The organism is Micromonospora sp. NPDC005237, from assembly GCF_040607775.1.
Taxonomy (GTDB): Bacteria; Actinomycetota; Actinomycetes; order Mycobacteriales; family Micromonosporaceae; genus Micromonospora.
Genome location: NZ_JBEXHJ010000001.1, coordinates 316,161 through 342,563, shown reverse-complemented (window position 1 = coordinate 342,563; position 26,403 = coordinate 316,161). Strand labels below are relative to the sequence as shown.

Annotated in this window: 25 protein-coding genes; 10 read left to right on the top strand and 15 right to left on the bottom strand. The window is 71.2% G+C overall.

Going from position 1 to position 26,403, the window contains the following annotated elements; all coding sequences use genetic code 11:
* The first annotated feature begins 22 nt into the window (after positions 1 to 22).
* On the top strand, positions 23 to 1,270 hold the full coding sequence (locus ABZT87_RS01675; RefSeq protein WP_355132911.1) for an SUKH-3 domain-containing protein: 1,248 nt from the start codon (positions 23 to 25) through the stop codon (positions 1,268 to 1,270).
* Here the strand turns inward: ABZT87_RS01675 and ABZT87_RS01670 are convergent.
* A complete protein-coding gene (locus tag ABZT87_RS01670) occupies positions 1,267 to 2,706 on the bottom strand; it encodes an aldehyde dehydrogenase family protein (protein ID WP_355132909.1) in 1,440 nt (479 codons plus the stop codon). The genes ABZT87_RS01675 and ABZT87_RS01670 overlap by 4 nt on opposite strands.
* 143 nt (positions 2,707 to 2,849) lie before the next feature.
* Between ABZT87_RS01670 and ABZT87_RS01665 the strand changes: the two genes are divergently transcribed.
* A complete protein-coding gene (locus tag ABZT87_RS01665; RefSeq protein ID WP_355132907.1) occupies positions 2,850 to 4,286 on the top strand; it encodes a gamma-aminobutyraldehyde dehydrogenase in 1,437 nt (478 codons plus the stop codon).
* A gap of 4 nt (positions 4,287 to 4,290) precedes the next feature.
* Positions 4,291 to 5,562 (top strand): 4-aminobutyrate--2-oxoglutarate transaminase, encoded by a 1,272-nt coding sequence (gene gabT / locus ABZT87_RS01660; protein ID WP_355132905.1) that lies wholly within the window; start codon positions 4,291 to 4,293, stop codon positions 5,560 to 5,562.
* 48 nt (positions 5,563 to 5,610) lie between these two features.
* Here the strand turns inward: gabT and ABZT87_RS01655 are convergent, their stop codons facing one another.
* Positions 5,611 to 6,288: a hypothetical protein gene (locus tag ABZT87_RS01655; RefSeq protein WP_355132903.1), complete on the bottom strand. Its 678-nt coding sequence runs from the start codon at positions 6,286 to 6,288 to the stop codon at positions 5,611 to 5,613.
* Between the two features lie 175 nt (positions 6,289 to 6,463).
* Here ABZT87_RS01655 and ABZT87_RS01650 point away from each other — a divergent pair, with 175 nt between their 5' ends.
* The 3 genes from ABZT87_RS01650 to ABZT87_RS01640 are packed head-to-tail and all read left to right on the top strand — an operon-like array spanning position 6,464 to position 9,636.
* The gene (locus tag ABZT87_RS01650) at positions 6,464 to 7,747 is read left to right on the top strand and encodes a GAF domain-containing protein (RefSeq protein ID WP_355132901.1); all 1,284 of its coding nucleotides are present in this window, start codon (positions 6,464 to 6,466) and stop codon (positions 7,745 to 7,747) included.
* Positions 7,748 to 7,786: 39 nt separating this feature from the next.
* Entirely contained in the window at positions 7,787 to 9,292 is a 1,506-nt protein-coding gene (gene adh / locus ABZT87_RS01645) for an aldehyde dehydrogenase (RefSeq protein ID WP_355132899.1), read from the top strand.
* Positions 9,289 to 9,636: a DUF779 domain-containing protein gene (locus tag ABZT87_RS01640; RefSeq protein WP_355133676.1), complete on the top strand. Its 348-nt coding sequence runs from the start codon at positions 9,289 to 9,291 to the stop codon at positions 9,634 to 9,636. Before adh ends, ABZT87_RS01640 begins: the two co-directional genes overlap by 4 nt.
* Before the next feature lie 140 nt (positions 9,637 to 9,776).
* Here the strand turns inward: ABZT87_RS01640 and ABZT87_RS01635 are convergent, their stop codons facing one another.
* From ABZT87_RS01635 to ABZT87_RS01595, 9 genes are all read right to left on the bottom strand, one after another.
* Positions 9,777 to 10,628 carry a DUF559 domain-containing protein gene (locus tag ABZT87_RS01635; protein ID WP_355132897.1) on the bottom strand — a complete coding sequence of 284 codons (852 nt, stop codon included), beginning with the start codon at positions 10,626 to 10,628 and terminating at the stop codon, positions 9,777 to 9,779.
* Between the two features lie 244 nt (positions 10,629 to 10,872).
* A complete protein-coding gene (locus ABZT87_RS01630) occupies positions 10,873 to 11,637 on the bottom strand; it encodes a G5 domain-containing protein (RefSeq protein ID WP_355133674.1) in 765 nt (254 codons plus the stop codon).
* A 234-nt stretch (positions 11,638 to 11,871) separates the two neighbouring features.
* Complete coding sequence (gene speB / locus ABZT87_RS01625) at positions 11,872 to 12,885, bottom strand: agmatinase (RefSeq protein ID WP_354854269.1); 1,014 nt, start codon at positions 12,883 to 12,885, stop codon at positions 11,872 to 11,874.
* Positions 12,882 to 14,084: a saccharopine dehydrogenase C-terminal domain-containing protein gene (locus tag ABZT87_RS01620; RefSeq protein ID WP_355132895.1), complete on the bottom strand. Its 1,203-nt coding sequence runs from the start codon at positions 14,082 to 14,084 to the stop codon at positions 12,882 to 12,884. Before ABZT87_RS01620 ends, speB begins: the two co-directional genes overlap by 4 nt.
* Positions 14,084 to 15,505, bottom strand: a complete 1,422-nt coding sequence (locus ABZT87_RS01615; protein ID WP_355063036.1) for an FAD-dependent oxidoreductase — start codon at positions 15,503 to 15,505, stop codon at positions 14,084 to 14,086. Before ABZT87_RS01615 ends, ABZT87_RS01620 begins: the two co-directional genes overlap by 1 nt.
* 37 nt (positions 15,506 to 15,542) lie before the next feature.
* Complete coding sequence (locus tag ABZT87_RS01610) at positions 15,543 to 16,379, bottom strand: ABC transporter permease (RefSeq protein ID WP_355132893.1); 837 nt, start codon at positions 16,377 to 16,379, stop codon at positions 15,543 to 15,545.
* A complete protein-coding gene (locus ABZT87_RS01605; protein WP_354854261.1) occupies positions 16,379 to 17,284 on the bottom strand; it encodes an ABC transporter permease in 906 nt (301 codons plus the stop codon). Before ABZT87_RS01605 ends, ABZT87_RS01610 begins: the two co-directional genes overlap by 1 nt.
* On the bottom strand, positions 17,281 to 18,432 hold the full coding sequence (locus ABZT87_RS01600) for an ABC transporter ATP-binding protein (RefSeq protein WP_355063032.1): 1,152 nt from the start codon (positions 18,430 to 18,432) through the stop codon (positions 17,281 to 17,283). Before ABZT87_RS01600 ends, ABZT87_RS01605 begins: the two co-directional genes overlap by 4 nt.
* Before the next feature lie 5 nt (positions 18,433 to 18,437).
* Positions 18,438 to 19,622, bottom strand: coding sequence for a spermidine/putrescine ABC transporter substrate-binding protein (locus ABZT87_RS01595; protein WP_354854257.1), 1,185 nt, complete (start codon positions 19,620 to 19,622; stop codon positions 18,438 to 18,440).
* Between the two features lie 216 nt (positions 19,623 to 19,838).
* Between ABZT87_RS01595 and ABZT87_RS01590 the strand changes: the two genes are divergently transcribed.
* A complete protein-coding gene (locus ABZT87_RS01590; protein ID WP_354854255.1) occupies positions 19,839 to 20,351 on the top strand; it encodes an Lrp/AsnC family transcriptional regulator in 513 nt (170 codons plus the stop codon).
* 108 nt (positions 20,352 to 20,459) lie between these two features.
* Here the strand turns inward: ABZT87_RS01590 and ABZT87_RS01585 are convergent, their stop codons facing one another.
* Positions 20,460 to 20,654, bottom strand: coding sequence for a DUF397 domain-containing protein (locus tag ABZT87_RS01585; RefSeq protein ID WP_355063030.1), 195 nt, complete (start codon positions 20,652 to 20,654; stop codon positions 20,460 to 20,462).
* Entirely contained in the window at positions 20,645 to 21,388 is a 744-nt protein-coding gene (locus ABZT87_RS01580) for a DUF5753 domain-containing protein (RefSeq protein ID WP_355133672.1), read from the bottom strand. The genes ABZT87_RS01585 and ABZT87_RS01580 overlap by 10 nt, the downstream gene beginning before the upstream one ends.
* A gap of 644 nt (positions 21,389 to 22,032) precedes the next feature.
* On the opposite strand from ABZT87_RS01580, the gene ABZT87_RS01575 reads away from it, so the two are divergent.
* The gene (locus tag ABZT87_RS01575) at positions 22,033 to 23,379 is read left to right on the top strand and encodes an aspartate aminotransferase family protein (RefSeq protein WP_355132891.1); all 1,347 of its coding nucleotides are present in this window, start codon (positions 22,033 to 22,035) and stop codon (positions 23,377 to 23,379) included.
* 2 nt (positions 23,380 to 23,381) lie between these two features.
* Entirely contained in the window at positions 23,382 to 24,758 is a 1,377-nt protein-coding gene (locus ABZT87_RS01570) for an FAD-binding oxidoreductase (RefSeq protein ID WP_355133670.1), read from the top strand.
* A gap of 26 nt (positions 24,759 to 24,784) precedes the next feature.
* Here the strand turns inward: ABZT87_RS01570 and ABZT87_RS01565 are convergent, their stop codons facing one another.
* Complete coding sequence (locus ABZT87_RS01565; RefSeq protein ID WP_354854249.1) at positions 24,785 to 25,153, bottom strand: DUF3499 domain-containing protein; 369 nt, start codon at positions 25,151 to 25,153, stop codon at positions 24,785 to 24,787.
* Positions 25,154 to 25,305: 152 nt separating this feature from the next.
* Here ABZT87_RS01565 and ABZT87_RS01560 point away from each other — a divergent pair, with 152 nt between their 5' ends.
* Positions 25,306 to 25,755: a metallopeptidase family protein gene (locus ABZT87_RS01560; protein ID WP_007455785.1), complete on the top strand. Its 450-nt coding sequence runs from the start codon at positions 25,306 to 25,308 to the stop codon at positions 25,753 to 25,755.
* A gap of 61 nt (positions 25,756 to 25,816) precedes the next feature.
* Here ABZT87_RS01560 and ABZT87_RS01555 read toward each other — a convergent pair whose 3' ends face one another.
* Positions 25,817 to 26,074: a WhiB family transcriptional regulator gene (locus ABZT87_RS01555; protein WP_007455784.1), complete on the bottom strand. Its 258-nt coding sequence runs from the start codon at positions 26,072 to 26,074 to the stop codon at positions 25,817 to 25,819.
* Between the last annotated feature and the right edge of the window lie 329 nt (positions 26,075 to 26,403).

The window sequence follows — 26,403 nt, the reverse complement described above, 5'->3', positions numbered from 1 at the left end:
TGTAGTCCGGTAGTTTCGATGTGTGATCGACCGTCAGCAGGCCGAGCAGCTCGCGTCCGCGTGGGCGCGCCGGGATTCGCAGCGCCTCGGCCACGAGTGCACCCCGGTGGTCGACGAGTTCGACCTCGGCTTCGTCGTCACCTCGATCGTGTCGAGCGAGGTGCGGGCGATCCCCGGCGATCTGCCGACGACCGTCATCGACAGGCGGACCGGAAAGATCACCACCTGGCCCCGCGTGCCCACCGAGGTGGTGGCGGACCTGTACCGACGCAGTCAGCCCAGCGGGCCGACGGCGCCCCGCACCGTCGACGCGTCGAGCCTGCTGATCCGGGAGATCCGTCGCGCGCCGACGCCGAACACGGTGGCACACCTGACCCTCGACGGTCGCATCTGGACGGCCCAGGGCACGAAGGGCGCCGTCGCGCTGAACCACCACCCGCTCGTCCGCAGCTACCTGGACGAGCGGCCTCCGGGCGAGCTGGTCCGCGGCGCCGAGTGTCACGCCGAGCTGATCGTGGTCTCCGACGTGCTGCACGAGTACGACCACCGCCGGGCCGCCGAGGGCATCGAGCCGATGGGGCGGGCCGAGGCGGCAGCCCTGCTGGAGGCGGCGCGCTTCGAGATCTTCCGGATCCGCGAGCCGGGTGACCCGGCCGGTGGCGCCGCGGAGCGACCCTGCGACTCGTGCACCTCTTTCCTGGTGAGCGCCAACGTTCTACCGGAGTCGGCGCGGGCCTACACCGAGACGTGGCTCGCACCGGCGGAGCCGGACCCGGACCCGGGCCGCTTTCCGCCCGAGGTGGCCAACGCGCTGGTGGCGGCGGGCTGGCGACCGCACATCGGTGACCAGATCATGGCCGCCGCCGGCGTGCGGGACGTCACCGCCGTGCCGGGGGCCGTCCACCAGCACGAGGTCTTTCCCGCCGCCGTGGAGGCGCTGACCGCGTTCCCCAGCCTGGTCGGCGCGCGGCGGGGCCCGGGCGCGCAGGTGTGGATCTCGCGCTTCGACATCCGCCCGCACACCATCGCGCACACCGCCGACACCCTCGCGGACTTCGGCGCGGTGCTCGGCGTGCGACTCTTCCCGATCGGCACCGAGCAGCAGGACAGCATCCTCGCCGTCGACGAGCGCGGCCGGGTCTTCGCCCTCGACCAGGCCGGCGAGTGGTTCCTCGGCGACACCATCGACGCCGCGCTCACCACGTTGCTGCTCGGCCGCGCCCCCGCCCGGGTCGGCGACGACGGCGCCTGGCCTGCGGACCCGAGCTAGAGCGCCAGCCCGGTCAGCACCATGACCCGCACCTCGGTGTAGTCGTCCATCGCGCTGCGTAGCCCCTCCCGACCGACGCCGCTGCCCTTCACCCCGCCGTACGGCATCTGGTCGGCCCGGTACGACGGCACGTCGCCGACGATCACGCCGCCCACCTCCAGGACCCGCGCGGCGGAGAAGGCCACGTCCAGGCGCCGGGTGAACACGCCGGCCTGCAACCCGTACGCCGAGTCGTTGACCGCGGCGAACGCGGCCTGGTCGTCGGCGACCGGGGTGACCACCAGCACCGGCCCGAACACCTCCTCGGCGACGACCTTGGCATCGGCGGGCACACCGGTGAGCACGGTCGGGGGGTACGTCGCGCCGTCCCGCACGCCGCCCACCTCGACGGTGGCGCCGGCCCCGACAGCCTCGGCCACCCACGTCTCGACCCGGCGGGCCGCCTCCTCGGACACCATCGGCCCGACGTCGGTCAGCTCCGAGGCGGGATCTCCGGTGCGCAGGGCGCGGACCGCCGCGACCAGCCGGGGCAGGAAGTCGGCATGCAGCGCGTGGTGCACGTACACGCGTTGCACGGCGATGCACGACTGGCCGGCCTGGTAGTTGGCGAAGGTGGCGATGCGCTGCGCGGCGAAGTCCAGGTCCTCGTCCGACGTCCAGTCCGCGCAGATCACCGCTGCCGCGTTGCCGCCCAGCTCCAGCGTCACGTGCTTCTCCGGGACCTGCCGGCGGATGGCCGCGCCGACCGGCCCCGACCCGGTGAACGACACGACCGGCAGCCGGGGGTCGGCGACCAGTTCGGCGGCGCGGTCGTTGGGCAGCGGCAGCACCGAGAACATGCCGGCGGGGAGGTCGGTCTCGGCCAGCAGCTCGCCGAGCAGCAGCGCGGACAGCGGCGTGGCCGGGGCCGGCTTGACGATGATCGGCGCACCGACCGCGATGGCCGGCGCGACCTTGTGCGCGACCAGGTTGAGCGGGAAGTTGAACGGCGCGATGCCGAGCACCGGCCCTCTCGGCACCCGCCGGACCAGGGCGATCCGCCCGCTGGCGGCCGGGTCGGTGTCGAGGCGTTGCAGCTCACCGGAGAAGCGCCGGGCCTCCTCGGCGGCCCACCGGAAGGTGGACACCGCCCGCCCGACCTCGGCGCGCGCCCACTTCACCGGCTTGCCGTTCTCGGCGGTGATCAGCGTCGCGACCTCGTCGGCGCGCTCCGCGAGCCGCCGCGACACGTGGTCCAGGGCCGCCGCCCGGGCGTGCGCGGGCAGGGCCGCGGCCTGCGCGGCCACACCGGCCGCCGCCGCGACGGCGGCGTCGACCTGGTCGCGGGTGGCAAAGGTGGTACGCCCCACCGTGCGGCCGTCGTACGGATGGTGAACGGTCAGCTCGCCCTCACCGGAGGCGGGACGGGAGGCGACGAAGAAGTCTGCGGGCTCCACGCCGTGCAGCGTAGACGAGACAACCGCCGACGGAAACAGTCGCCGTATCCCTTGTCTGCCGCGAATTCAGTAGCGAAGATGGCAGGAAGATTGCGATAACCTCCGCACACCGCATCCCCGGCCCCCCTCGGAGTGATCCCGTCATGAGTGACCAGCAGCAGCTGCGCAACTTCGTCAACGGCTCCTACGTCGAACCGGCCGACGGCGGGTACGCCGATCTGGTCGACCCCTGCACCGGCGAGGTGTTCGCCCAGGCGCCGGTCTCCGGGGCCGCCGACGTCGACGCGGCGATGACCGCCGCCGCCACCGCGTTCGAGAGCTGGCGGGAGGTCACCCCGGCCGAGCGGCAGAGGGCGATGCTCAGGCTCGCCGACGCCGTGGAGGCCCGCGCGGCCGAACTGGTGGACGCCGAGGTCCGCAACACCGGCAAGCCGCGCCAGCTCACCGCCGAGGAGGAGCTGCCGCCGGCGGTGGACCAGTTCCGGTTCTTCGCCGGGGCAGCCCGCCTGCTGGAGGGGCGGTCCGCCGGCGAGTACCTGGCGGGGCACACCTCGTACGTGCGGCGCGAGCCGATCGGTGTCTGCGCCCAGGTGACCCCGTGGAACTACCCGCTGATGATGGCGGTGTGGAAGATCGCCCCGGCCCTCGCCGCCGGCAACACGGTGGTGCTGAAGCCGTCGGACACCACGCCGGTGTCGACGCTGCTGCTCGCCGAGATCGCCGCCGAGTTCTTCCCGCCGGGGGTGTTCAACGTGGTCTGCGGCGACCGGGACACCGGTCGTACCCTCGTGTCGCACCCGACTCCGCAGCTCGTGTCGATCACCGGCTCGACGCGCGCGGGCATGGAGGTGGCCGCCGCAGCGGCCCCCGACCTGAAGCGGACCCACCTGGAGCTGGGCGGCAAGGCCCCGGTGGTGATCTTCGACGACGCGGACGTGGCGGCGGCGGCCGAGGCCATCGCGCTGGGCGGCTACTTCAACGCCGGTCAGGACTGCACGGCGGCGACCCGCGTGCTGGCCGGGCCGGGCATTTACGACGACTTCGTGGCGGCGCTGGCCGAGCAGGCCCGCAACACGAAGACCGGCGCACCGGACGACGCGGACGTGCTCTACGGCCCGCTGAACAACGCCAACCAGCTCGCCCGGGTCAGCGGCTTCGTGGACCGGCTGCCCGACCACGCGGCGATCCAGACCGGCGGCTCCCGGCAGGGTGAGCGTGGCTACTTCTACGCGCCGACGGTGGTGTCCGGGCTGCGCCAGGCCGACGAGATCATCCAGGACGAGGTGTTCGGGCCGGTCATCACCGTGCAGCGCTTCTCCGACGAGGACGAGGCGGTGCGCTGGGCCAACGGCGTCGACTACGGCCTGTCGGCCTCGGTCTGGACGCGGGACCACGGCCGGGCGATGCGGATGACCCGGCGGCTGGACTTCGGCTGCGTCTGGGTGAACACGCACATCCCGTTCGTCTCCGAGATGCCGCACGGCGGCTTCAAGCACTCGGGGCACGGCAAGGACCTCTCGGTCTACAGCCTGGAGGACTACACCCGGATCAAGCACGTCATGCACAACATCGAGGGCTGAGGCGATGACATCCTCCGAAGAACTGCACAAGCGGCGCGGTGGTGCCGTCGCCCGGGGCGTGGGCAGTGTCATTTCGTCCTACGTGGACTCCGCGTCGGGCGGCACGCTCACCGACGTTGACGGGCGGGAGTGGATCGACTTCGCCGCCGGCATCGCCGTCACCAGCGTCGGCAACTCCGCGCCGAGGGTGGTCGAGGCGGTACGCGCACAGGTGGAACGGTTCACCCACACCTGCTTCATGGTCGCGCCGTACGAGTCGTACGTGGCGGTGTGCGAGCAGCTCAACGCGCTGACACCGGGCGGGTTCGAGAAGCGCTCGGCCCTGTTCAACTCCGGGGCCGAGGCGGTGGAGAACGCCGTCAAGATCGCCCGGCACGCCACCGGGCGACCGGCGGTGGTGGTGTTCGACCACGCGTACCACGGCCGGACCAACCTGACCATGGCGTTGACCGCGAAGAACATGCCGTACAAGCACCGGTTCGGGCCGTTCGCCGGGGAGATCTACCGGGTGCCGATGTCGTACCCGCTGCGCGACGGCGGCCTCTCCGGCGCCGAGGCGGCCGCGCGGGCCATCGAGATGGTCGAGAAGCAGGTCGGCGCCGAGAACGTCGCCGCGCTGCTCATCGAGCCGATCCAGGGCGAGGGCGGCTTCGTGGTGCCCGCGCCCGGTTTCCTGCCGGCGCTGCGAGCCTGGGCGACAGCGGCTGGCGTGGTGTTCGTCGCCGACGAGATCCAGACCGGCTTCTGCCGTACCGGCGACTGGTTCGCCTGCCAGCACGAGGGCGTCGAACCGGACCTGGTCGCCCTGGCCAAGAGCATCGCGGGTGGCCTGCCCCTCGCGGCGGTGACCGGTCGGGCCGAGCTGATGGACGCGGTGCACGTCGGCGGGCTCGGCGGCACGTACGGCGGCAACCCGATCGCCTGCGCCGCCGCGCTGGCCACCATCGAGACCATGCACGAGCTGGACCTGGCGGGCGCGGCCCGTCGGATCGAGTCCGTGCTGGCCCCCCGGCTCCGCGCCATCGCCGAGCGGGACCCCCGCATCGCCGAGGTACGCGGGCGCGGCGCGATGCTCGCCGTGGAGCTGGTGCAGCCCGGCACCCTCGTCCCCGACCCGACCGCCACGGCGGCCATCTCGGCCGCGTGCCACGCCGCCGGCCTGCTCACCCTGACCTGCGGCACGTACGGCAACGTGCTGCGCTTCCTGCCCCCGTTGGTGATCTCCGACGAGCAGCTGACCAGAGGTGCCGACATCCTCGACGCCGCCTTCGGCTGACCGAGGGAAGGGCCCCTTCCCGAGAAGGGGCCCTTCCGCACGGCAGGGTCAGCGAAGCACCTCGACGGTGTTGCGGCGGACCAGATTCTTGCCCGGCTCGCGGATCTGGTCCATCGCGGCGGTGTTGAGCAGCACGCAGCTGCCCGACGGGCCGGTCACCGTGACCGTGGTGACCTTGTTGTTGTCCAGGTTGGTCACCCGCAGCCGGGTGCCCACCGGGAACTGCCCGCTGGTCGCCGCCGGCGCGGCATTCTCGGCGAAAAAGGTGATCGCCCCCGAGCAGGCCGAGCGGGGAGCCGGGCCGGGCGCTCCGGGAGACGCTGCGCCGGGTCGGACCGTGCCGGCGGCCGGCGGCGCGGCGGGCGGCGCGGCCTCGCCGTCGAGCCGTTGCACCACGTTGCGGCGGATCACGTTCTTGCCCGGCTCCCGCACCAGCTCCATCGCGGCGGCGTTGAGCAGCACACAACTGCCCGACGGGCCGGTCACCGTCACCGTGGCCGCCCGGTTGTTGTCCAGATTGGTCACCCGCAGCCGCGTGCCCACCGGGAACCGGTCACTGGTCGCCGCCGGGGCCCCGCCCTCGGCCGAGAAGGTGACCGAGCCCGAGCAGACGGACTGCTGCGCGGGTGCGGTGTCGGCGAACCCGAACCCGGTCCCCACCGCCACTCCCGCCGCGGCGAGCACCGCCACGGTCGCCGCCAGCACGTGCTTGCGCTGCACCCTCATCGCCGTCACTCCCGTCCTCGGTGTGTTCTTCACCGCGTGGTACGGACGGGAGGGACCTACCGTTCAGCCGACACGGGCACCGATCGCCGTGGCGGCCAGTTCGACGGGTCCGCACCTGGTGTGGTTGGCGATCGAGGGTGAGCTGCGTCACGATGGGGGCCGAGGAGGTCGCCCCATGGCTGACCCGTGGCTCGCCCTGGAATTCGGCGTCGATCCGGCCGAGCGGATCGCGCAGGTCGGCGCGGCCCACGAGGCGTTCCTCGCCGCCGGCGCCGCGCCGCACCGGGTGCGGGAGGTGGTACGCCGGTCGTGGGAACGGTCCGCCCGACTCGACCCGGAGGCCACTCCGCCGGTCGACCTGACCGACGACGCGCTGGCGAGCTACCGGGCCGCGCATCCGCTGGCCCGGGTGCTGCCGCTCTTCCGGGACCTGCTCGGCGGCATCGCCCAGGACGGCGCGCACCTGATGGCGGTCTGCGACGCGTACGGGCGGCTGCTCTGGGTGGAGGGCCACCCGGGGGTGCGCCGGCACGCCGAGCGGATGAACTTCGTGCCCGGCGCCCTGTGGGACGAGAGGCACGCCGGCACCAACGCCCCCGGCACCGCACTGGCCGTCGACCACAGCGTGCAGATCTTCGCCACCGAGCACTTCATCCGGCCGGTGCAGCGCTGGACCTGCGCGGCGGCGCCGATCCACGACCCGGCCACCGGGCGACTGCTCGGCGCGGTCGACATCACCGGCGGCGACCACCTGGCCAACCCGCACAGCCTGGCGCTGGTCCGGGCCACCGCCCGGGCCGCCGAGGCGCAGCTCGCCACCGACCGACCGGTGGAGCCCGGCGTCGTCACCGTGACCGCGCTCGGCCGCGACGAGGCGGAACTGCGGGTCGACGGGCGGCGCATCCGGCTGGGCCGCCGGCACAGCGAGCTGCTGGTGCTGCTGCTGCACCATCCCGAGGGGCGCACCGGCGAACAGCTCGGCCTCGACGTGTACGGAGACGACCGGCTCCTGCCGGTCACCCTGCGCGCGGAGCTGTCCCGGTTGCGCCGGGTGCTCGGCCCCGAGCTGCTCGACTCCCGCCCGTACCGGCTGCACGGCACCGTCCGCGCCGACTTCACCACGGTCGCCGACCGGTTGGACCAGGGCGATCCGGCGGGCGCGCTCGACGCGTACTCCGGGCCGTTGCTGCCCGGGTCGGACGCGCCGGGAGTCACGCGACTGCGCCGGCTCATCGACGGCCAGCTCCGCGCGGCCGTGCTGGCCGCCGCGGACCCGGCGCTGCTCGCGGCGTGGACCGCGACGCCCGCCGGCGCCGACGACCTGACCGCGTGGCAGGCCCTGGCGCGGGCGTTGCCGGTGGGCGCGGCCCGCCGGCCGCTCGCGCTCGCCCGCATCCACCAGCTCGCCACGGAGTACGACCTACCACGCGCAACGTTGCTGCAACGTCCCCGAAACTAGCCTCGCCGCCGACACCGCACCACGACGGCGGAGGTAACCATGACGCGCTACGACGCGCCCACCCACTGGCAGTCCCGTTACGACCACTTCATCGGCGGCGAGTACGTCAAGCCGCACGGCGGTGGCTACTTCGAGAACCCGACCCCGGTCACCGGGCAGACCTTCACCGAGGTGGCCCGGGGCACCGCCGCGGACGTGGAGAAGGCCCTGGACGCCGCGCACGGCGCCGCCGACGCCTGGGGGCGCACCTCGGTGGCCGAGCGGGCGCTGATCCTCAATCGCATCGCGGACCGGATGCAGGACAACCTGGAGTCGCTGGCCATCGCCGAGACCTGGGAGAACGGCAAGCCGATCCGCGAAACGCTGGCTGCCGACATCCCACTGGCGATCGATCACTTCCGCTACTTCGCCGGGGCGATCCGGGCGCAGGAGGGCTCGCTCGGCGAGATCGACGACGACACCGTCGCGTACCACTTCCACGAGCCGCTCGGCGTGGTCGGGCAGATCATCCCGTGGAACTTCCCGATCCTGATGGCCACCTGGAAGCTGGCGCCCGCGCTGGCCGCCGGCAACGCCGTGGTGCTCAAGCCGGCCGAGCAGACCCCGGCCTCGATCCACTACTGGCTGTCGCTGGTGGCGGACCTGCTGCCGCCGGGCGTGCTCAACATCGTCAACGGCTTCGGCGTGGAGGCCGGCAAGCCGCTGGCGTCCTCGCCACGGGTGGCCAAGGTGGCGTTCACCGGTGAGACCACCACCGGGCGGCTGATCATGCAGTACGCCAGTGAGAACATCAAGCCGGTCACCCTGGAGCTGGGCGGCAAGAGCCCGAACATCTTCTTCGACGACGTCAGCGCGTCCCGTGATGACTTCTTCGACAAGGCGCTCGAGGGCTTCACCATGTTCGCCCTCAACCAGGGCGAGGTCTGCACCTGCCCGTCGCGGGCGCTGATCCAGCAGGGCCACTACTCGGACTTCCTCGCCGCGGCGGTGGAGCGGACCGGCCGGATCGTGCAGGGCCACCCGCTGGACACCGACACGATGGTCGGCGCGCAGGCCTCCAACGACCAGCTGGAAAAGATCCTGTCCTACCTGGACATCGGCCGCCAGGAGGGTGCGAAGGTGCTCACCGGTGGATCCCGGGCGGAGTTGGGCGGCGAGTTGTCGGGCGGGTACTACGTCCAGCCGACGATCTTCGAGGGCGACAACTCGATGCGGGTCTTTCAGGAGGAGATCTTCGGACCGGTGGTCTCGGTGACCTCCTTCGCCGACCTCGACGACGCCGTGAAGACCGCGAACGACACCCTGTACGGGCTGGGCGCGGGCGTCTGGACCCGGGACATGAACACCGCGTACCGGGCGGGGCGGGCGATCCAGGCCGGGCGGGTGTGGACCAACTGCTACCACGCGTACCCGGCGTACGCCGCGTTCGGCGGGTACAAGCAGTCCGGCATCGGCCGGGAGAACCACAAGATGATGCTGGAGCACTACCAGCAGACCAAGAACCTGCTGGTCAGCTACTCGACCCAGAAGCTCGGCTTCTTCTGATGTCCGTCGTCTCCGTGACTCCCGCGGCGGCCGATCTGATCCGGTCGCTGCGGGAGCGGCACGGGCCGCTGATGTTCCACCAGTCCGGCGGCTGCTGCGACGGCAGTGCCCCGATGTGCTACCCGGCAGGCGAGTTCCGCACCGGATCGTCCGATGTCCTGCTCGCCTCGCTCGCCGTGGACGGTGTGCCGGAGCCGGTCGAGTTCTGGATGTCGTCGGCCCAGTGGGAGTTGTGGAAACACACGAGGCTCACCGTCGACGTGGTCCCGGGCCGAGGCAGCGGCTTCTCCCTGGAGGCCCCCGACGGTCTCCGCTTCCTCATCCGCTCCCGCCTCGCCGCCTAGGTCACTCGCGACCGGTGCGTGTGGGCCGCCCCCGCCCCGTCGATCATGGAGTTGTGGTGGGCAGCAAGGGATGCTTTACACCTTTCGTCAGCCACCACAACTCCATGATCGGCCCTGGGGAGCGTGGGGCGGGGAGGGGGTTAGGGGTGGAGGAGGGGGACCAGGGTTTTGATGATGTGGTTGGGGCGGCGGTAGAGGTCCAGGTCCGTGAAGTGGCGGATTTTCCAGCCGTTTGCGGCTAGCCAGTTCGATCGGGAACGATCATGCCGGAGACGGTCGCGGTCCAAATGGGACGATCCGTCATACTCGACGCCGACCTTGCGGCGCCGGTAACCGAGGTCGAGGCGGTAGAGCGGCACTCCATGACCGTCCGGGACCCAGACCTGTGGCTCCGGCGGTGGCAGGCCGCCATCTATCAACACCAGGCGAAGCTGACTCTCCTGCCGGCACTCCGCCCGCGGGTCGGCGCGTGGCACGAGTTCACGCGCCTGGCAGACGCCACGGAGGCGTTTGTGCCGAGCGACCTCCGCCCTGAGTTCCTCGGATCGGCAGGCACCCACGCGAAGGCACAGGTCCAGCAGCGGCATCGCGTCCATTCGGCGCAGTGACCGGGCTAGGTCGACCGCGCAACGGGCGGCCGGGGCACAGGGCACTCCGCCCAGCAGCACCGTATCGCGTACCGGCAGCACCGCCTCGTGGGCGACGACTCCCCGCATCTGCGGGACGTTCTCGCCGGCCGGCACAATGATGTGCACGTCGAAACTGCGGACGTCGCCGAAGCCGTGCAACTGTGCACCGGTATGGAAGCCGACGACGGCAGTCTCAGGCAACCGCCGAAAGATCGCCGGCAGTCGCGCGGCTGGGTCGGGCGAGGGCGTGTAGACGCTCCGCGTCAACCGGTGCAGGCGGGACAGCCCAACCAGCCTGCGCACCTGCTCCCGACTGAGGCCGGCGGCGAGTAACTCCGCGTATCGATACTGATCCTGTGCCATGCGGCAGAGACTGCCGCGCCCCGCCCCAGGCATTCCGCCCCGACCCAGGAATCTGTGGATACCCGAGCGCCCTGTGCACAACCCCCAAACAAAGCCCACCCGTGCTATGCGCATCGACCTCCACCACAGCGTTGATCAAGGAGTTGTGGTGCCGGACAGAACTCCTGAACCATCGTCTACCGGGCACCACAACTCCATGATCGACTCGGTTCAGGGCACGCGGGGCAGGGCTGACGCGGCGCGGTTAGTCGCAGCCGTAGCCGTCGTTGTCGCGGTCGAGGTCGTAGATGTCGGTGCCGATGACCTTGACCGGGCCGCGAACGTAGGCGGGGCCGTTGCCGCTGCCTGGCAGGCAGTCGACGTCGCTGGCGATCGGGACGCAGGGGCTGTAGTTCGGGTCGCACTTCGCCTGCGCGGCCTTCTTGGTGCCGACGGCGACGACCTGGGTCACCGGCTGCTTCGTCACAACGGATTTCACCAGCTTCCGGGCCGTCCGCACCCCGTCCGTGGTGGTCACCTCGTACGGCAGTGTCTTCGTACCGTTGACGCCCTTGGTTCGGACGACCCGCTTGCCCTCGGCCAGGGAGGAGTCCTTCACGGTCCGCTCGGCGTACCGGATCGTGGCCCGCTCCGTCACGGTCGTCACCTGCACCACCGGCGCGGCGCTGGACGGGCTCGGCGAGACCGACGCGGTGGAGGGTGCGGCGACCGGCGACACCTCCTGCGCGGGGGCCTCCTCGGTCGGCTCGGCGGGTGCCGCCACGATGGGCTGCTGCGGTTGCTCGGCCGCGGTGCCGGTGCGGGTGGGCTCCGGTTCGCCGGCCAGGGCGCTGACAATCGCGGTGCCGGCGCAGCAGAGCAGCAGGAACGACAGGGCCACCGAGCCGAGGATGACGGCGACGCGGCTGGCGGGACTGGCCCGGCGGAACCAGCTCTGGGCGGCGGGCAGGCGGGGCCCAGGGCCGAACGGCGGCACGTGCGGCGGGCCAGGATTCGGCGGTGGTTGCATCGTCACGTCGATGAGTGTCGTCGCAAACACTGCGTGCAATATCCACCATCGCGCTCGTGACCGGCGACGGGACGACAGGTCAGGCAACCACTTGGCCGGACCGGGCACGGCTGATCGTGCCGCGCATTCAGGCAGCAAATCCGCGAATCACCAATTATTGGCCACGATAACGACCGCTCCACAGAGGAGGTCCGGGTCCGGCGTCGACGTGTCGAGTTGCCGTCAATGCGCTGGTCAGCGGGCGTCCAGGAGGGGTTGGTGGGGGTTCCACGGTGACCCGCCCGCGGCGTCGCGCCGGCGTCGGGCGATCGCCGACAGCGCCTCCAGGACCACGCGGTTGCCCAGGTAGGCGGTGATGTCGGCGTGGTCGTACGGCGGCGCGACCTCGACCACGTCCACCCCGACCACCGGCAGCTCGTAGCAGACCCGGCGGACCGCGTCGAGCAGTTGCCGGGAGGTCAGGCCGCCCGGTTCGGGGGTGCCGGTGCCGGGGGCCATCCCGGGATCGACGACGTCCACGTCGACGGAGAGGAAGACCCCCTCGCACTCGTCGACCGCGATCGTGAACGCCTCGGTGAGGCACGTGTCCAGCCCGCGGGCGACCAGCTCGGTCATCTCGTACGAGCGCATCCGCTGCTCGGCCATCCAGGACAGGATGTCCGGGCCGGGCCAGTAGCCGCGCAGCCCGATCTGGAGGAACCGGTCGCCGCGTACCGCGCCAGACTCGATGAGGCGACGCATCGGCTGGCCGTGCCCGTGCAGCGAGCCGAACTCGATCTCGCCGGTGTCCGCGTGCGCGTCGAAGTGCACGAGCGACACCCGACCGTGCCCGTGCTGGCGGGCCACGCCGGTCGCGTCGGGCAGCGCGATGGAGTGGTCCCCGCCGAGCACGATCGGGATGGCGCCGGAGGACGACACTGCGTAGACGGCCGCCTCCAGAGCGGCCAGTGACCGTTCGATGTCGCCGGAGAACATCTCGACGTCGCCGGCGTCGTACACCCGGAGGTCGCGCAGCGCGTCGACGCGCAGCGCGAGGGACGGGCGGGAGCCGTCGTGGGCCAGGTAGCACGCCTGGCGAATCGCCGACGGCCCGAACCGGGTGCCGGGCCGGTGCGAGGTGCCGCCGTCAAAGGGTGCGCCGACGATGACGATGTCGGCGTCCGCGTACGACGACGGATCGTCGAGTGCGCACCGGTCCACCCCGAGGAAGGTGATGTCCGGCCCGTACATGGCACCGTAGCGGCTCATCGCTCCTCCATCCCCCAGGGCGAGCCGTAGCTGCTCAGCAGGTCGAGGAAGGGCACCGGGGGCAGGGCCTCCGGGCCGAGCACGCCGACGCCGGACCACGCGCCGGTGGCGAGCAGTTCCAGCGCCACCACCGGGTTGACCGCGGTCTGCCAGACGACCGCCTGGTGGCCGTACTCGCGCATCGACCACTCGTTGTCGACCACGTGGTAGAGGTACACCTCCCGGGGCTGCCCGTCCGGGCCCAGGCCACGCACCCAGGTGCCGGCGCAGGTCTTGCCGCGCATCCGGTCGCCGAGGGTGGCCGGGTCGGGCAGGCAGGCCGCGACCACGTCCCGCGGCGACACCTGCACGCCGCGCACGCTGACCGGCGTCGTCGAGTCCAGGCCGAGCTTGTGCAGCGTCTTCAGCACGTCGATGAACTCGTCGCCGAGGCCGTACTTGAAGGTGACCCGCTTCGCCTTCACCCAGCGCGGGATCAGCAGCACCTCCTCGTGCTCGACGTTGACGCACTCGACCGGGCCGATCCCCTCCGGGAAGTCGAAGACCTCCGGCTCGCTGAACGGCTCGGTGGTGTACCAGCCGCGGTCGGCCTCCCAGACCACGGGCGGGTTGAGACACTCCTCGATCGTGGTCCAGATGGAGAACGAGGGCGCGAAGTCGTAGCCGTCGACGGTCAGGTTCGCCCCGTCCCGGACGCCGATCTCGTCGATCTCGCTGAACAGCTCGTCGGCGGCGTACCGGGCGAAGATGTCGGACAGGCCGGGCTCGATGCCGATGCCGCCGAGCGCCAGCCGGCCGGCCGCCGCCCACCGGTCGGCGACGGCGAACTGGTCGTCGCCGAGCTTCACCCCGGTCTCGGCGTAGGGGCGGGACGGGTGCGGGTGGGACAGCGACATCGCCATGTCGAGGTAGTCCGCGCCGGCCGCGAACGCGCCGTCGAAGATGGGCATGACGAAGCGCGGGTCGACGGCGTTGAGCACGTGGGTGATCCGGTGCTCCCGGCACAGCGCGGTGACCGCGTCGGCCGAGGAGGCGTCCACCTGGGCGGCGACGAAACGGTCGCCGTGCCCGGCCACCGCGCGGGCGGCGCGGTCCGGGTCATGGTCGGCGACCACCATCGTCTCGAAGAAGGAGCGTCGGGCGGCGATGGCTACGGCGGCGGAGCCGACGCCACCGGCGCCGACGAGCAGGACACGCATCAGGAATCAAACCCCAAACCAAGACGATCGAGAGTACGGAGCCACAGGTCGCGACGGCCCTCACGCGCATCGGCGCGGGCCATCGACCGGCGGGTGAGATTGATGCCGACCGCGCGGACGGGTTCCGGCGGGAACGGCAGGGGCTTGCGGCGGACCAGATCGAGCCGGGTCAGCGGGGTGTCCCCGCCGGCCAGCAGGTCGAGCAGCACCCGGGCCGAGAAGCGGGTGGCGCCGACGCCGAGGCCGGTGTAGCCGGCCGCGTACGCCAGTCGACCGCCGAACGCGGTCCCGTAGAACGGGCAGAACCGGGTGCAGGTGTCGATGACGCCGCCCCAGCGGTGGCTGAAGCGCACGTCGGCGAGCTGCGGGAACGTGGTGAAGAAGTGGTTGGCGAGAGCGGTGAAGGTGGCCGGGCGCTGCTCCAGCTTCGGGGCGACCCGGTTGCCGTAGTGGTAGACGGCGTCGTAGCCGCCGAAGAGGATCCGCCCGTCGCGGGTGATCCGGTAGTAGTGGAACTGGTTGCCGGTGTCGGCCAGGCCCTGGCGGTTGCGCCAGCCGATCGCGTCGCGCTGCGCCGGGCTGAGCGGCTCGGTCATCAGCACGTGGTCGTAGACGGGCACCACGTACGCGCGCAGCCGGCGCAGCAGCGGCGGAAACGCGTTGGTGGCCAGCACGACCCGGCGGGCGCGTACCGAGCCGGGCGCGTTGTCCAGCCCGCCGGCGGTCGCCGCGCGCAGGGCCGGGCCGTCGGCGCGCAGCCCGGTGACCCGGGTGTGCTCGTGCACGCGTACGCCGAGGTCGACGCAGGCGCGGCGCAGACCCCACGCCAGCTTCGCCGGGTCCACCATGGCGACCCGGTCGGCGTCGACCATGCCACCCAGGTACGTCGGCGAGTTCACCTCGGCACGCACCTCGTCGGTGTCGAGCAGCCGCACCCGGTGGCCGTACCGGCGGGCCAGCTCGGCGTCGGCGGCCAACCCGTCGAGCTGGTACGGCTCGACGGCGACGGCCAGTTCGCCGGTGCGCTCGAAGTCGCAGTCGATGTCGAACTCCGCGACGGTGGCGGCGATCGCGTCCAGGTTGGCGCGGCCGAGGCGTTCCAGCTCGCCGATCTCACCGGGGAACCGGTCGACGCCGTTGGCCAGGCCGTGGGTGAGCGAGGCGGCACAGAACCCGCCGTTGCGCCCGGAGGCGGCCCACCCGCAGGTCCCGGCGTCGACGAGCAGCACGTCACGGTCCGGCTCGGCCCGCTTGGCCTCCAGGGCGGCCCAGAGCCCGCCGTACCCGCCGCCGATCACCAGCAGGTCGGCGGTCTGCGCGCCGGTGAGCGGCGGCAGCGGGTCGGGGCGCTCCGGGCGGTCCAGCCAGTACGGCACGGGCGCCGCGTCGGCCAGCGCCCGGCCGGTATGCGGGAGGGTCATGACGGCGGCCCGGTCGGGCGGACCGCATCCGGGGCGGTCATGACGAGCGACGCGCCTGCGGCACCGGGCCGGCCAGCAGCGCGGCGCGGCGAGCACGCCGCCCGCGCAGCGAGCTGAGCCCGACCAGCAGCAGCGCGATGGCGAACATCGCGGTGCCGATGACGTTGACCTGCGGCGGGATGCCCCGCTGGGCGGCGCCCCAGACGTACATGGGGAACGTGACTGTCGTGCCGGCGTTGAAGTTCGTGATGATGAAGTCGTCGAAGCTCAACGAGAACGCCAGCAGCGCGGCGGACACGATGCCGGGAAGCACCAGCGGCAGGGTGATCCGCCGGAAGGTCTGCCACTCGTTGGCGTAGAGGTCCATGGCGGTCTCCTCCAGCCGCCGGTCCATGCCGGCGAGCCGCGCCTTGACCGTCACCACCACGAACGACACGCAGAACATCACGTGCGCGATGACGATGGTCCAGAAGCCCTGCGGCACCCCGGCCGAGACGAACAGGGCCAGCAGCGACGTGCCCATCACCAGCTCCGGGGTGGCCATCGGCAGGAAGATCAGCACGTTGATGCCGGACCGGCCGCGGAAGCGGTGCCGGACCAGCGCGAACGCCATCAGGGTGCCGAGCACTGTGGCGACCACCGTGGCGATGAAACCGATCTGCACGCTGCGCACGACCGCGTCGCACATGTCGGAGGTGGCGCAGGGCTGCCGCCAGTTGTCCAGCGTGAACTCGTTGAAGTCGTACGACAGGCGGCTCGACGGGCGGTTGAACGACAGCCCGGCCACCACCAGGATCGGCAGCGCGAGGTAGCCGAGCACCAGCAGCGCCACGATCATCACCCAGCGATCGGCCAGCCAACGGGAGACCCGCATCAGAGCACCTCCTCCGTGCCGGCCCTGCGCAGGTAGCCGAAGACCACCGCGAGGATCGCCGCCATCAGCAGGAACGACAGCGCGGCGCCCTGCGGGTAGTCCAGCCGGACCAGGAACGCCGAGTCGATGACGTTGCCGATCATGTATTCGTTCGGGGTGCCGAGCAGTTCGGCGTTGATGTAGTCGCCGCTGGCCGGGATGAAGAACAGCAGCGTGCCGGCGACCAGGCCGGGCATGGACAACGGCAGGGTCACCCGGCGGAACGCCTGGACGCCGCTCGCGTACAGGTCGCTCGCCGCCTCCAACAGCCGGGGGTCCAGCCGCTCCAGGCTCGCGTACAGCGGCAGCACCAGAAAGGGCAGGAAGTTGTACGTCAGGCCGAGCACCACAGCGAACGGCGTGGCCAACAGCCGGCCGTCCGGCGCGAGCAGGTGCACGTCACGCAGCAGGCCGACCAGCGCGCCGTTGTCCGACAGGATCGTCTTCCAGGCCAGCGTGCGGACCAGGAAGCTGGTGAACATCGGCGCGACCACGCACACCAGCAGCAGGTTCTTCCACCGGCCGGCCTTCTGCGCGATGGCGTACGCCAGCGGGTAGCCGAGCAGCAGCGCCAGCACCAGGGCCAGCCCGGCGTAGCCGAACGAGCGCAGCAGCTGCGGCCAGTACGCCTGCACGACGTCCGGGTAGTTGCCGAACGCCCACGTCATCGCGTACCCGGTGGAGAGCGAGCCGCTGGGGTCGTAGAGGCTCGCCGCGGCGAGTTGCAGCAGCGGCACGCCGAAGAACACCAGCAGCCAGACCGCGCCGGGCAGCAGCAACAGGTACGGCAGGAGCCGGAACCGCCCGGACCGAGCGGCCGGTGGCGGCGGCAGCTGCCCCGGTTTGGTGGGGGCCAGGAGGGTCATGACGACGCGCCCACCGGCTCGTCGAGCACCGGCGTGGTCCGGTCGGTGTCGGCGGCGTCGCGGGCCAGCAGGAACGCGTGGCGCGGATCCCAGTACGCCACGGCCTCGCTGCCCACCGGCACCCGCGCCTCCGCGCCGTTGTTCGCCACGAAGACCGACAGCTCGGTGCCCCAACCGGTGCGCAGCAGGTACTGCGTGCTGACCCCCACGTAGGAGGCGTCGGTGACCACCCCGGTGACCAGTTGGTGTCCTTGGGGGACCTGGTCGGCGGAGCCGACCAGATGCAGCTTCTCCGGGCGTACCCCCAGGTGGACCGGACCCCGGTCGGCGCGCGACCGGCCGGCGGGCACCGAGAAGCGCGCGCCGTGCGCCGTCACCGCGACCTCGCCGCCGCTCGTGCCGGCGGCCTCGCCGGCGAGCAGGTTGGACTGGCCGAGGAAGTTCGCCACGAACGCGGTGGCCGGGAACTCGTAGAGGTCGGCCGGGGCGCCCTGCTGCTCGATCCGGCCGGCGTTCATCACCGCGACGGTGTCGGCCATGGTCATGGCCTCCTCCTGGTCGTGGGTGACGTGCACGAAGGTGATGCCGACCTCGGTCTGGATGCGCTTCAGCTCGATCTGCATCTGCCGGCGCAGCTTGAGGTCGAGCGCGCCCAGCGGCTCGTCGAGCAGCAGCACCTGCGGCTGGTTGATCAGAGCGCGGGCAAGCGCGACCCGCTGCTGCTGGCCACCGGAGAGCTGCGCCGGGCGGCGCGGGCCGAAGCCGTCGAGCTGCACCAGCGACAGCATCCGCCGGACCTGGTCGTCGACCGAGCGGATGCCGCGCCGCCGCAGCCCGAAGGCCACGTTCTCGAAGATGGTGAGGTGCGGAAAGAGCGCGTAGCTCTGGAAGACCGTGTTGACCGGCCGCTTGTACGGCCGCAGCCGGGCGATGTCGGTGTCGCCGAGCAGCACCTGGCCGCTGGTCGGCTCCTCCAGCCCGGCGATCATCCGCAGGGTGGTGGTCTTGCCGCAGCCGGACGCGCCGAGCAGCGCGAAGAACGAGCCCTGCGGGATCGTCAGGCTGAGGTCGTCGACGGCGGTGAAGATGCCGAACCGCTTGGTGAGGTCGGCCAGGCGCAGATCGCCGGCGGGTGTCTCGCGTGTCATCCCCGTCACGCCCCGATGACCTGCTGGAACTTGCCCTCGTACTCCTTCTCCTGCTTTTCGTCCAGGGCCATGAACACCTTGGACTTCGCCAGCAGCGTTTCGTCGGGGAAGATCAGCGGGTTGGCGGCCAGCTCCGGGTCGATCTTCTCCATCTCGGCCTGGGCGCCCTTGACCGGGCAGATGTAGTTGACGTACGCGGCGAGCTTCGCCGCGGCCGCCGGCTCGTAGTAGTAGTTGATCAGCGCTTCGGCGTTGCCCTTGTGGGTGGCCTTGTTCGGGACCATCATGTTGTCGCTGAACAGCATCACGCCGGAGTCCGGGGCGACGAACTGCACCTTCTCGTTCTCACTGGAGAGCTGGATGACGTCCCCGGACCAGCCGATGCACGCGGCGATGTCGCCCTTGGCCAGGTCGGGTGCGTAGTCGTTGCCGGTGAACTTGCGGATCTGCCCGGAGTCGACGGCCTTCTTGAGCTTGTTGAGCGCGTCGTCGAACTGGGCGGCGGTGAAGTTCGACGGGTCGTGCCCGTTCGAGCCGAGCAGTAGGCCCATGGTGTCGCGCATCTCGCTGAGCGCCGTCACCTTGCCCTTGAGGTCGGGGCGGGTCAGCAGCTCGTCGACGGTCCGCAGCTCCTTGGTGACGCTGCCGTTGTACGCCAACCCGGCCAGGCCGGACTGCCACGGGATCGAGATCCGGTTCTCGGTGTCGAACGAGCGGTTGAGCAGCGACGGCAACAGGTTCGCCTGGACGTTCGGGATCTTCGCCACGTCGAGCTTCTGGATCCAGCCGAGCCGGATCATCCGCGCGGCCATCCAGTCGGTCAACACAATGATGTCCCGGTCGGTGCTCTGGCAGGCGGCCAGCTGGTTCTGCACCTTGCCGAAGAACTCGTTGTTGTCGTTGATGTCCTCGGTGTAGGTGACCTGGATGCCGGTCTTCGTGATGAACTCGTCCAGGCTCGGCCGCTTGGACTCGTCCTTCTCGTCGACGTCCATGTACTGCGGCCAGTTGGAGAAGGCAAGCTTCTTCTCGGTGCCGGACAGGTCTTCGCTGACGCAGCCGGCCTCGGTCTGCTGGGCGCCCTTGGTGCCGCAGCCGGCGAGGCTGCCGCCCGCAGCGAGCAGGGCGGCCGATCCGAGAGTGCCGGTGAGCAGTCCACGCCGGGAGAGGGGCCGGAGGGGAGTACGCATGACGACTCCTAGGGGTCATCGTCGGCGGGCGGGACGGGGGAGGCGCGCGCCGGCGGGAATGTCGGGAGGCTCAAGTACCAGGGACGACTGATCCTGACATGAGAGACCCTCTCTCACAAGGGATTCCGTTGCGGGGTTAGCGATGCACGACGAAATACGCCAGACTGCGCGGGGACACACGCACGACATCACGATTCGGGACATGGGGAGCGCACGATGACGAACCGGCAGCACGAGAACGGCAACGGCGGTCGACGCGTCGCCGTACGTGAAGGTGCCAGTCACGCTCTGCTGGACGACGTGGCCAAGCAGATCATCGAACAGCTCCAGGAGGATGGCCGACGGCCGTACGCGACGATCGGCAAGGCGGTCGGCCTCTCCGAGGCGGCGGTCCGCCAGCGGGTCCAGCGGCTCCTCGACTCGGGCGTCATGCAGATCGTCGCGGTGACCGATCCGCTCCAGCTCGGCTTCCCCCGCCAGGCGATGATCGGGCTGCGTACCGACGGCGACCTGGAGGCGGTGGCCGACCGGCTGGCCGAGCTGGACGAGGTCGACTACGTGGTCATCACCGCCGGGTCGTTCGACCTGCTCACCGAGGTGGTCTGCCGCAACGACGACCACCTGCTGGAGATCCTGCAACGGCTGCGCGCGGTGCCCGGCGTGCTCGCCACCGAGGCGTTCGTGTACCTCAAACTCCGCAAGCAGACCTACACCTGGGGTACGGCCTGACGCGCTTTTGATGGCGCTTGATCGACTCGGGGCTTGATCGACTCGGCTTTCAGGAAGTCGGGGTGTCCCTGCCGCTCCGATACCCCGGTTTCCGTGAACCCGAGTGGATCAGCGTGCCGTTGCCCGGACTGCGTCGACGAACGACGTCCAGGCGGTCGGCGCGAAGGTCAGGGTGCCACCGTCGCGGTCCTTGCTGTCGCGCACCAGCACCCGACCGGGCAAGTTGTCGGCCACCTCGACGCAGTCGCCACCGTTGTTGCTGCTACGGGTCGCAGTGCGCCAGCGCGCGTCGGTCATGTCCATGTCGCAGCCACTTCCCTGATCAGCTCGATCGACTGACGTTGGGGCAACGCCTCACCGGTGACGCTCTCCCACCTGCGTCCCAGGTTAGCGACGTCGAGAGGATCGGTCACGATCTGACCGCGGAGCTGGTTGTCGAGATACGCCAATTCGGTCCCGTCGGGCAGCCTGCCCAGCACGAAGGGGCCGGCCAACCCGGTGTGCCATGGGTTCTCGGCGGGAATGACCCGGACCTGCACGTGCTCCCACTCCCCCGCCGAGGCGAGGTGCCGGAGCTGCCCGGCCATCACCGAGCCGTCGCCGACCGGCCGGCGGAGCACCACCTCGTCGAGCACCGCGACGAGCTGGGGTGGGGCGTCGCGGCGAAGCACCGCCTGGCGGTCGATGCGGCTGGCCACGATCTGGTCCACTTCGGAGGGCGGGACCAGTCCGCCGGTGTTCAGGATCGCGCGGGCGTACCCCTCGGTCTGGAGCAGGCCCGGCACGAGCAGCGGCTGGTAGGAGCGGATCGAGGTGGCGTCCTGTTCCAGCTCGGCCCACGGTCGGAACCACGGCAGGTATCGACGGCGGAACGGCTCCGGCCAGAGATCGGCCGCGTCCCGGCGCAGGACCTCGGCCACCGCGATCCGGGTACGCGGATGCGGGATGTGCCCCGCGGCGAGCCACCGCGCCGCCGTCTTCGGGTGGACGTCGACCTTCTCGGCCAGCGACTCGACCGTCTCCCCTGCCACGGCCATCGCCACCCGCAACGCCTCGTTCGCCACCGGATCCTCCCGCCCGCCGGGTGCACACTGCGGCGCACGATAGCCACGCTGCGTGTCGCTGTCCGCCGCCTACCGGCGTGTTGCGGTGGACGTGTTGACGCGCATCCAGAACGCTCCGCAACTGCCCCCAGGGCGCCCCACCCCCGTCCCGGCTGCTCGACCCGTTGCTCCACTCCTCTGATCGACTCACTTGATCCACTCGACATCGCCGATATCGCGGTATCAACTCCGCCCCGACACCGCGACATCGGCGATACGGAGTGGATCGTGGCCGGCGAGCCGGGCCGGCAGGGCATCGCTCGCGTCCTTTGCTCTGCTTCAACCGGCGCAACACCCCGCGTCCGGATACCGGACGTGCACTGTTGCGTCCGTTGAAGCAGAGCGAAGGAGGCCGACCAGGGGTCAGCGGGCAGCCCGGCGCGCCCGCCGGGCACGACGAGCAGGGCCGACGCCCGTGCGGATTCCGTCGCGGCTAGGGCAATTTCTCGCCGAATCCGTCGTCCTTAGGCTTAGGCACTACCGATCACACTTGCTTTCCTGGGTCGTGCTGTGCGATAACCGTTGGCAGAGCGGCCGGCTTCACCCCTTTGACCGGCCCGACGACCGATGGGGCTGACATGGCCAACGCCACCGACCACCTCTGGATGCACTTCACCCGGATGGCGAGCTACTCCGCCGGCGAGGTGCCGACCATCGTGCGCGGCGAGGGCGCGTACGTGTGGGACGCGCAGGGCCGCCGCTACCTCGACGGGCTCGCCGGGCTGTTCGTCGTCAACGCCGGTCACGGCCGCACCGAGCTGGCCGAGGCCGCCGCCAAGCAGGCCGGTGAGCTGGCGTACTTCCCGCTGTGGTCGTACGCGCACCCGAAGGCCGTCGAGCTGGCCGAGAAGATCGCCTCGCTCACCCCGGGCGACCTCAACCGGGTCTTCTTCACCACCGGCGGCTCGGAGGCCGTCGAGGCGGCGTGGAAGCTGGCCCGGGCCTACTTCAAGCGCACCGGTCAGCCCAACAAGCACAAGGTGGTCAGCCGCTACATCGCCTACCACGGCACCTCGATGGGCGCGCTGTCGATCACCGGCCTGCCCGGCATCAAGAGCGACTTCGAGCCGCTGGTGCCCGGTGGGATCAAGGTGCCGAACACCAACTTCTACCGGGCGCCCGAGCACGGCGACGACGCCGAGGCGTTCGGCCGCTGGGCCGCCGACGAGATCGGCCGGGCCATCGAGCGCGAGGGGCCGGACACCGTGGCCGCGGTCTTCCTGGAGCCCGTGCAGAACTCCGGCGGCTGCTTCCCACCCCCGCCCGGCTACTTCGAGCGGGTCCGGGAGATCTGCGACGCGTACGACGTGCTGCTCGTCTCCGACGAGGTGATCTGTTCCTGGGGTCGGCTCGGCGAGTACTTCGGCGCCGTGCGCTACGGCTACCAGCCGGACATCATCACCACCGCCAAGGGCATCACCTCGGGGTACGCCCCGCTCGGCGCGATGATCGCCAGCGACCGGCTGATGGAACCGTTCCTCACCGAGACCGGGATGTTCGCCCACGGGGTGACGTTCGGCGGACACCCCGTGTCCTGCGCGGTGGCCCTGGCCAACCTGGAGGTCTTCGCCCGCGAGGATCTCGTCGGGCACGTACGGGCCAACGAGGACGCGTTCCGCGCCACCCTGGAGAAGCTGCACGACCTGCCGATCGTCGGCGACGTGCGGGGCGACGGCTACTTCTACGGCATCGAGCTGGTCAAGGACAAGACGACCCGGGAGACGTTCGACGAGGCCGAGTCGGAGCGGCTGCTGCGCGGCTTCCTGTCGACCGCGCTGTTCCAGGCCGGTCTCTACTGCCGGGCCGACGACCGGGGCGACCCCGTCATCCAGCTCGCCCCGCCGCTGATCGCCGAGCAGCAGCACTTCGACGAGATCGAGCAGATCCTCCGCACGGTGCTGACCGAGGCGTGGTCGCGGCTCTGACCATGGGCTACGAGAATCTGTCGTACTGGCTGTCCAGCCTGGACGAGCCGCTCACGCCGCGGCCGGCGCTGCCCGGCGACACGGACGCCGACGTGGTGATCGTGGGCGCCGGCTACACCGGGCTGTGGACGGCGTACCACCTGGCCCAGGCCGATCCGACGCTGCGGGTCGTCGTCCTGGAGCGGGAGATCGCGGGGTACGGGGCGTCGGGGCGCAACGGCGGCTGGTGCTCGGCGCTCTTTCCCACGTCACTGACCGGGCTGACCCGCCGGCACGGCCGCGACGCGGCTGTCGCCATGCAGCGGGCAATGCACGACACCGTCCGTGCGGTGGGCAGGGTGGTCGCGGCCGAGGGCATCGACTGCGACTGGGCCGACGGCGGCACCGTCACGCTCGCCCGCACCGGCCCGCAGCTCGCCCGGGCCCGGGCCGCCGTGGACGAGGCCCGCGCGTTCGGCTTCGGCGCGGACCACCTGGCGCTCCTCGACGCCGACGAGGCCGCGGCCCGGTGCGGCGCCGAGGGGGTACGCGGTGGGACGTACACCCCGCACTGCGCGGTCGTGCACCCGGCGAAGCTGGTGCGTGGTCTGGCGCGGGCGGTGGAGCGACTCGGGGTGCGGATCCACGAGCAGACCACGGTGACCGCGATCCGGTCCGGCGCGGCGGTCACCGCGTCGGGGACGGTGCGGGCGTCGGTGGTGGTACGGGCCACCGAGGGGTACACGCCAATGCTGCCCGGCCTGCGACGCACGGTGGCGCCGGTGTACTCACTGATGGTGGCCACCGAACCGCTGCCGGCGCAGACCTGGGAGCGGATCGGCCTGGCGGATCGGGAGACGTTCTCCGACCACCGACACGTGATCATCTACGGCCAGCGGACGGCGGACGGTCGGCTGGCCTTCGGCGGGCGCGGTGCTCCGTACCATTTCGGGTCCCGGGTCTCTCCCGGCCAGGACCGGGAGCCACGGGTCTTCGCGGCGCTGCGGCGGACGCTGGGTGAACTGTTCCCGGTGCTCGGGCCGGACGTTCCGGTGACCCACACCTGGGGTGGCCCGCTCGGGGTGACCCGGGACTGGGCAGCCTCGGTCGGATTCGACCGGGCCAGCGGGTTGGCCTGGGCGGGCGGCTACGTCGGGGACGGGGTGGGTTCCAGCAACCTCGCCGGCCGCACCCTGGCCGACCTGATCCGCGGCGAGCGCAGCGAGCTGACCAGCCTGCCCTGGGTCAACCACCGCTCGCCCCGCTGGGAGCCGGAACCGTTGCGCTGGCTGGCGATGAACACGGCTCTGCGCGTCATGACCAGCGCCGACGCCAAGGAGATCCGAACCAACCGCCCCTCCCACCGCGCCAAAACCCTCTCCCGCCTCCTGGGGCACTGACCGCGCTGGGCGGGCCGGGTGGGGGGTTAGTGGTTTGGGGGGATTACTCGGAGGTGGCCTCGGCGGCCCGTCTGGTGGGGGCCTTCCGGGTGGGCCTGGTCGTGCTCCGGGGGGCGGGGGGCCGGGCGGGCGGCCTCGCGAACCGCCTCGGCCAGCGCCACCAGGTCGTCCGTGGTGGGCGGGGGCGGCTCGAACTCACCCTCGTGCCGCACCACGTCCCAGCCGCGCGGCGCGGTGAGGCTGCGGGCGTGCTGCTCACACAGGTCGTACGTGTGCGGCTCGGCGAACGCCGCCAACGGGCCCACCACGGCGGTCGACTCGTTGTAGACATAGGTCAATGTGGCGACCGCTTGCCGGGGACAGCCGTTACGGGAGCAGCGCCGTGGTGACCTCACGGCGGCAGGGTATCTCCATTACCGGGTCCGGCGCATCGCTTCGCGTTGCGACACGCCCGTCGCGGTGATCACAATTCCCGGTTCGGGTCGCGCCGCGCCAGAGGAGTGCCGCTGCCGCTGGCCGGCCCGGCACGGGGACTACCCTTTGCGTCATGACGAGCCCGGAACACCGCCGCCCCGGCCCCGGCCGGCGGGCGCACCGCGACCGGCACGGGCGTGGCCTGCGCGGGCGTCTGGTGCCGGCGACCGTGCCGTTGGCGCGGACCAAGGCCGAGGTCTTCGACGATCTGGTGTTGGACACCGTCGAGACGTTGGAGCGGCGGTTCGCCAAGGAGCTGGCCGGTGTCGAGTTCGCCGTCGAGGACGTCCCACCGGATCTGAACGTCTACGACTCCGACGTGCTGGAGGACGGCGAGGTGCCGCTGGCCCGGCTGCTGCCCGGCCGCCCCGGCCGCCAGGAGGTGCCGCCGCGCATCGTGTTGTACCGGCGACCGCTGGAGTTCCGCGCCATGGACCGCGAGGATCTCGCCGACCTCGTCCACGACGTGATCATCGAACAGGTGGCGAACCTGCTCGGGGTCGACCCGGACGAGCTTGCCTGAGCCGTACGCGCCCGTACGACGGCTGAGCCGGGCGGCCCCCACCGCCCCGACCCTGCACCGCTCAGGCGGCCCGCCGCTTCAACTTGCGCCGCTCCCGCTCGGAGAGCCCACCCCAGATGCCGAACCGCTCGTCATGGCCGAGAGCGTATTCGAGGCATTCGGTCTTGACCTCGCAGCGCGAGCAGATTCGCTTCGCCTCGCGGGTCGAGCCGCCCTTCTCGGGAAAGAACGCCTCGGGGTCGGTCTGCGAGCACAGGGCCCGCTCCTGCCACTCCGGCGCGTTTCCGAGCAGGTCGGCCACCTCAAGCTGGCCGTCCATCAAATGCCTCCTTGTCGCGCACCGGCGTCATCGCCGCTGCAACCCCCCACGCGAAAGGCGTGTTTGTTCGTCCGGTCCCTTTTGTTGCGTTCCGTGCGAACAACCCCATTCAAATTACACGCGTGTAATGCGTGCGCCGTCAAGCCAAACTTGATAATGGAGTCGCCCTCCCGACACCCCTGGTCGGCCACCAGGACCGTCCCAGCCTCGCAACCTGCCCTATCGATTCAGACCCCGGCCGAGTAACGCCCTCTCCGGCGAGTTGCCCGACTTTTCTGCCGTGGCGCTCCCCCCGACGGGCCACCGCCGGGAGAGCACCAGCCCCCTCT

What these genes read in the sequence shown, in the direction of transcription:
- adh (WP_355132899.1), top strand. Translation starts at nt 7,787, where the DNA reads ATGACGCGCTACGACGCGCCCACCCACTGGCAGTCCCGTTACGACCAC.
- ABZT87_RS01580 (WP_355133672.1), bottom strand. Translation starts at nt 21,388, where the DNA reads ATGGCCGTGGCAGGGGAGACGGTCGAGTCGCTGGCCGAGAAGGTCGAC.
- ABZT87_RS01650 (WP_355132901.1), top strand. Translation starts at nt 6,464, where the DNA reads ATGGCTGACCCGTGGCTCGCCCTGGAATTCGGCGTCGATCCGGCCGAG.
- ABZT87_RS01600 (WP_355063032.1), bottom strand. Translation starts at nt 18,432, where the DNA reads ATGACACGCGAGACACCCGCCGGCGATCTGCGCCTGGCCGACCTCACC.
- ABZT87_RS01570 (WP_355133670.1), top strand. Translation starts at nt 23,382, where the DNA reads ATGGGCTACGAGAATCTGTCGTACTGGCTGTCCAGCCTGGACGAGCCG.
- ABZT87_RS01575 (WP_355132891.1), top strand. Translation starts at nt 22,033, where the DNA reads ATGGCCAACGCCACCGACCACCTCTGGATGCACTTCACCCGGATGGCG.
- gabT (WP_355132905.1), top strand. Translation starts at nt 4,291, where the DNA reads ATGACATCCTCCGAAGAACTGCACAAGCGGCGCGGTGGTGCCGTCGCC.
- ABZT87_RS01635 (WP_355132897.1), bottom strand. Translation starts at nt 10,628, where the DNA reads ATGGCACAGGATCAGTATCGATACGCGGAGTTACTCGCCGCCGGCCTC.
- ABZT87_RS01620 (WP_355132895.1), bottom strand. Translation starts at nt 14,084, where the DNA reads ATGCGTGTCCTGCTCGTCGGCGCCGGTGGCGTCGGCTCCGCCGCCGTA.
- ABZT87_RS01595 (WP_354854257.1), bottom strand. Translation starts at nt 19,622, where the DNA reads ATGCGTACTCCCCTCCGGCCCCTCTCCCGGCGTGGACTGCTCACCGGC.
- ABZT87_RS01605 (WP_354854261.1), bottom strand. Translation starts at nt 17,284, where the DNA reads ATGACCCTCCTGGCCCCCACCAAACCGGGGCAGCTGCCGCCGCCACCG.
- ABZT87_RS01655 (WP_355132903.1), bottom strand. Translation starts at nt 6,288, where the DNA reads ATGAGGGTGCAGCGCAAGCACGTGCTGGCGGCGACCGTGGCGGTGCTC.
- ABZT87_RS01630 (WP_355133674.1), bottom strand. Translation starts at nt 11,637, where the DNA reads ATGCAACCACCGCCGAATCCTGGCCCGCCGCACGTGCCGCCGTTCGGC.
- ABZT87_RS01610 (WP_355132893.1), bottom strand. Translation starts at nt 16,379, where the DNA reads ATGCGGGTCTCCCGTTGGCTGGCCGATCGCTGGGTGATGATCGTGGCG.
- ABZT87_RS01585 (WP_355063030.1), bottom strand. Translation starts at nt 20,654, where the DNA reads ATGGACATGACCGACGCGCGCTGGCGCACTGCGACCCGTAGCAGCAAC.
- ABZT87_RS01555 (WP_007455784.1), bottom strand. Translation starts at nt 26,074, where the DNA reads ATGGACGGCCAGCTTGAGGTGGCCGACCTGCTCGGAAACGCGCCGGAG.
- ABZT87_RS01590 (WP_354854255.1), top strand. Translation starts at nt 19,839, where the DNA reads ATGACGAACCGGCAGCACGAGAACGGCAACGGCGGTCGACGCGTCGCC.
- ABZT87_RS01665 (WP_355132907.1), top strand. Translation starts at nt 2,850, where the DNA reads ATGAGTGACCAGCAGCAGCTGCGCAACTTCGTCAACGGCTCCTACGTC.
- speB (WP_354854269.1), bottom strand. Translation starts at nt 12,885, where the DNA reads ATGAGCCGCTACGGTGCCATGTACGGGCCGGACATCACCTTCCTCGGG.
- ABZT87_RS01615 (WP_355063036.1), bottom strand. Translation starts at nt 15,505, where the DNA reads ATGACCCTCCCGCATACCGGCCGGGCGCTGGCCGACGCGGCGCCCGTG.
- ABZT87_RS01560 (WP_007455785.1), top strand. Translation starts at nt 25,306, where the DNA reads ATGACGAGCCCGGAACACCGCCGCCCCGGCCCCGGCCGGCGGGCGCAC.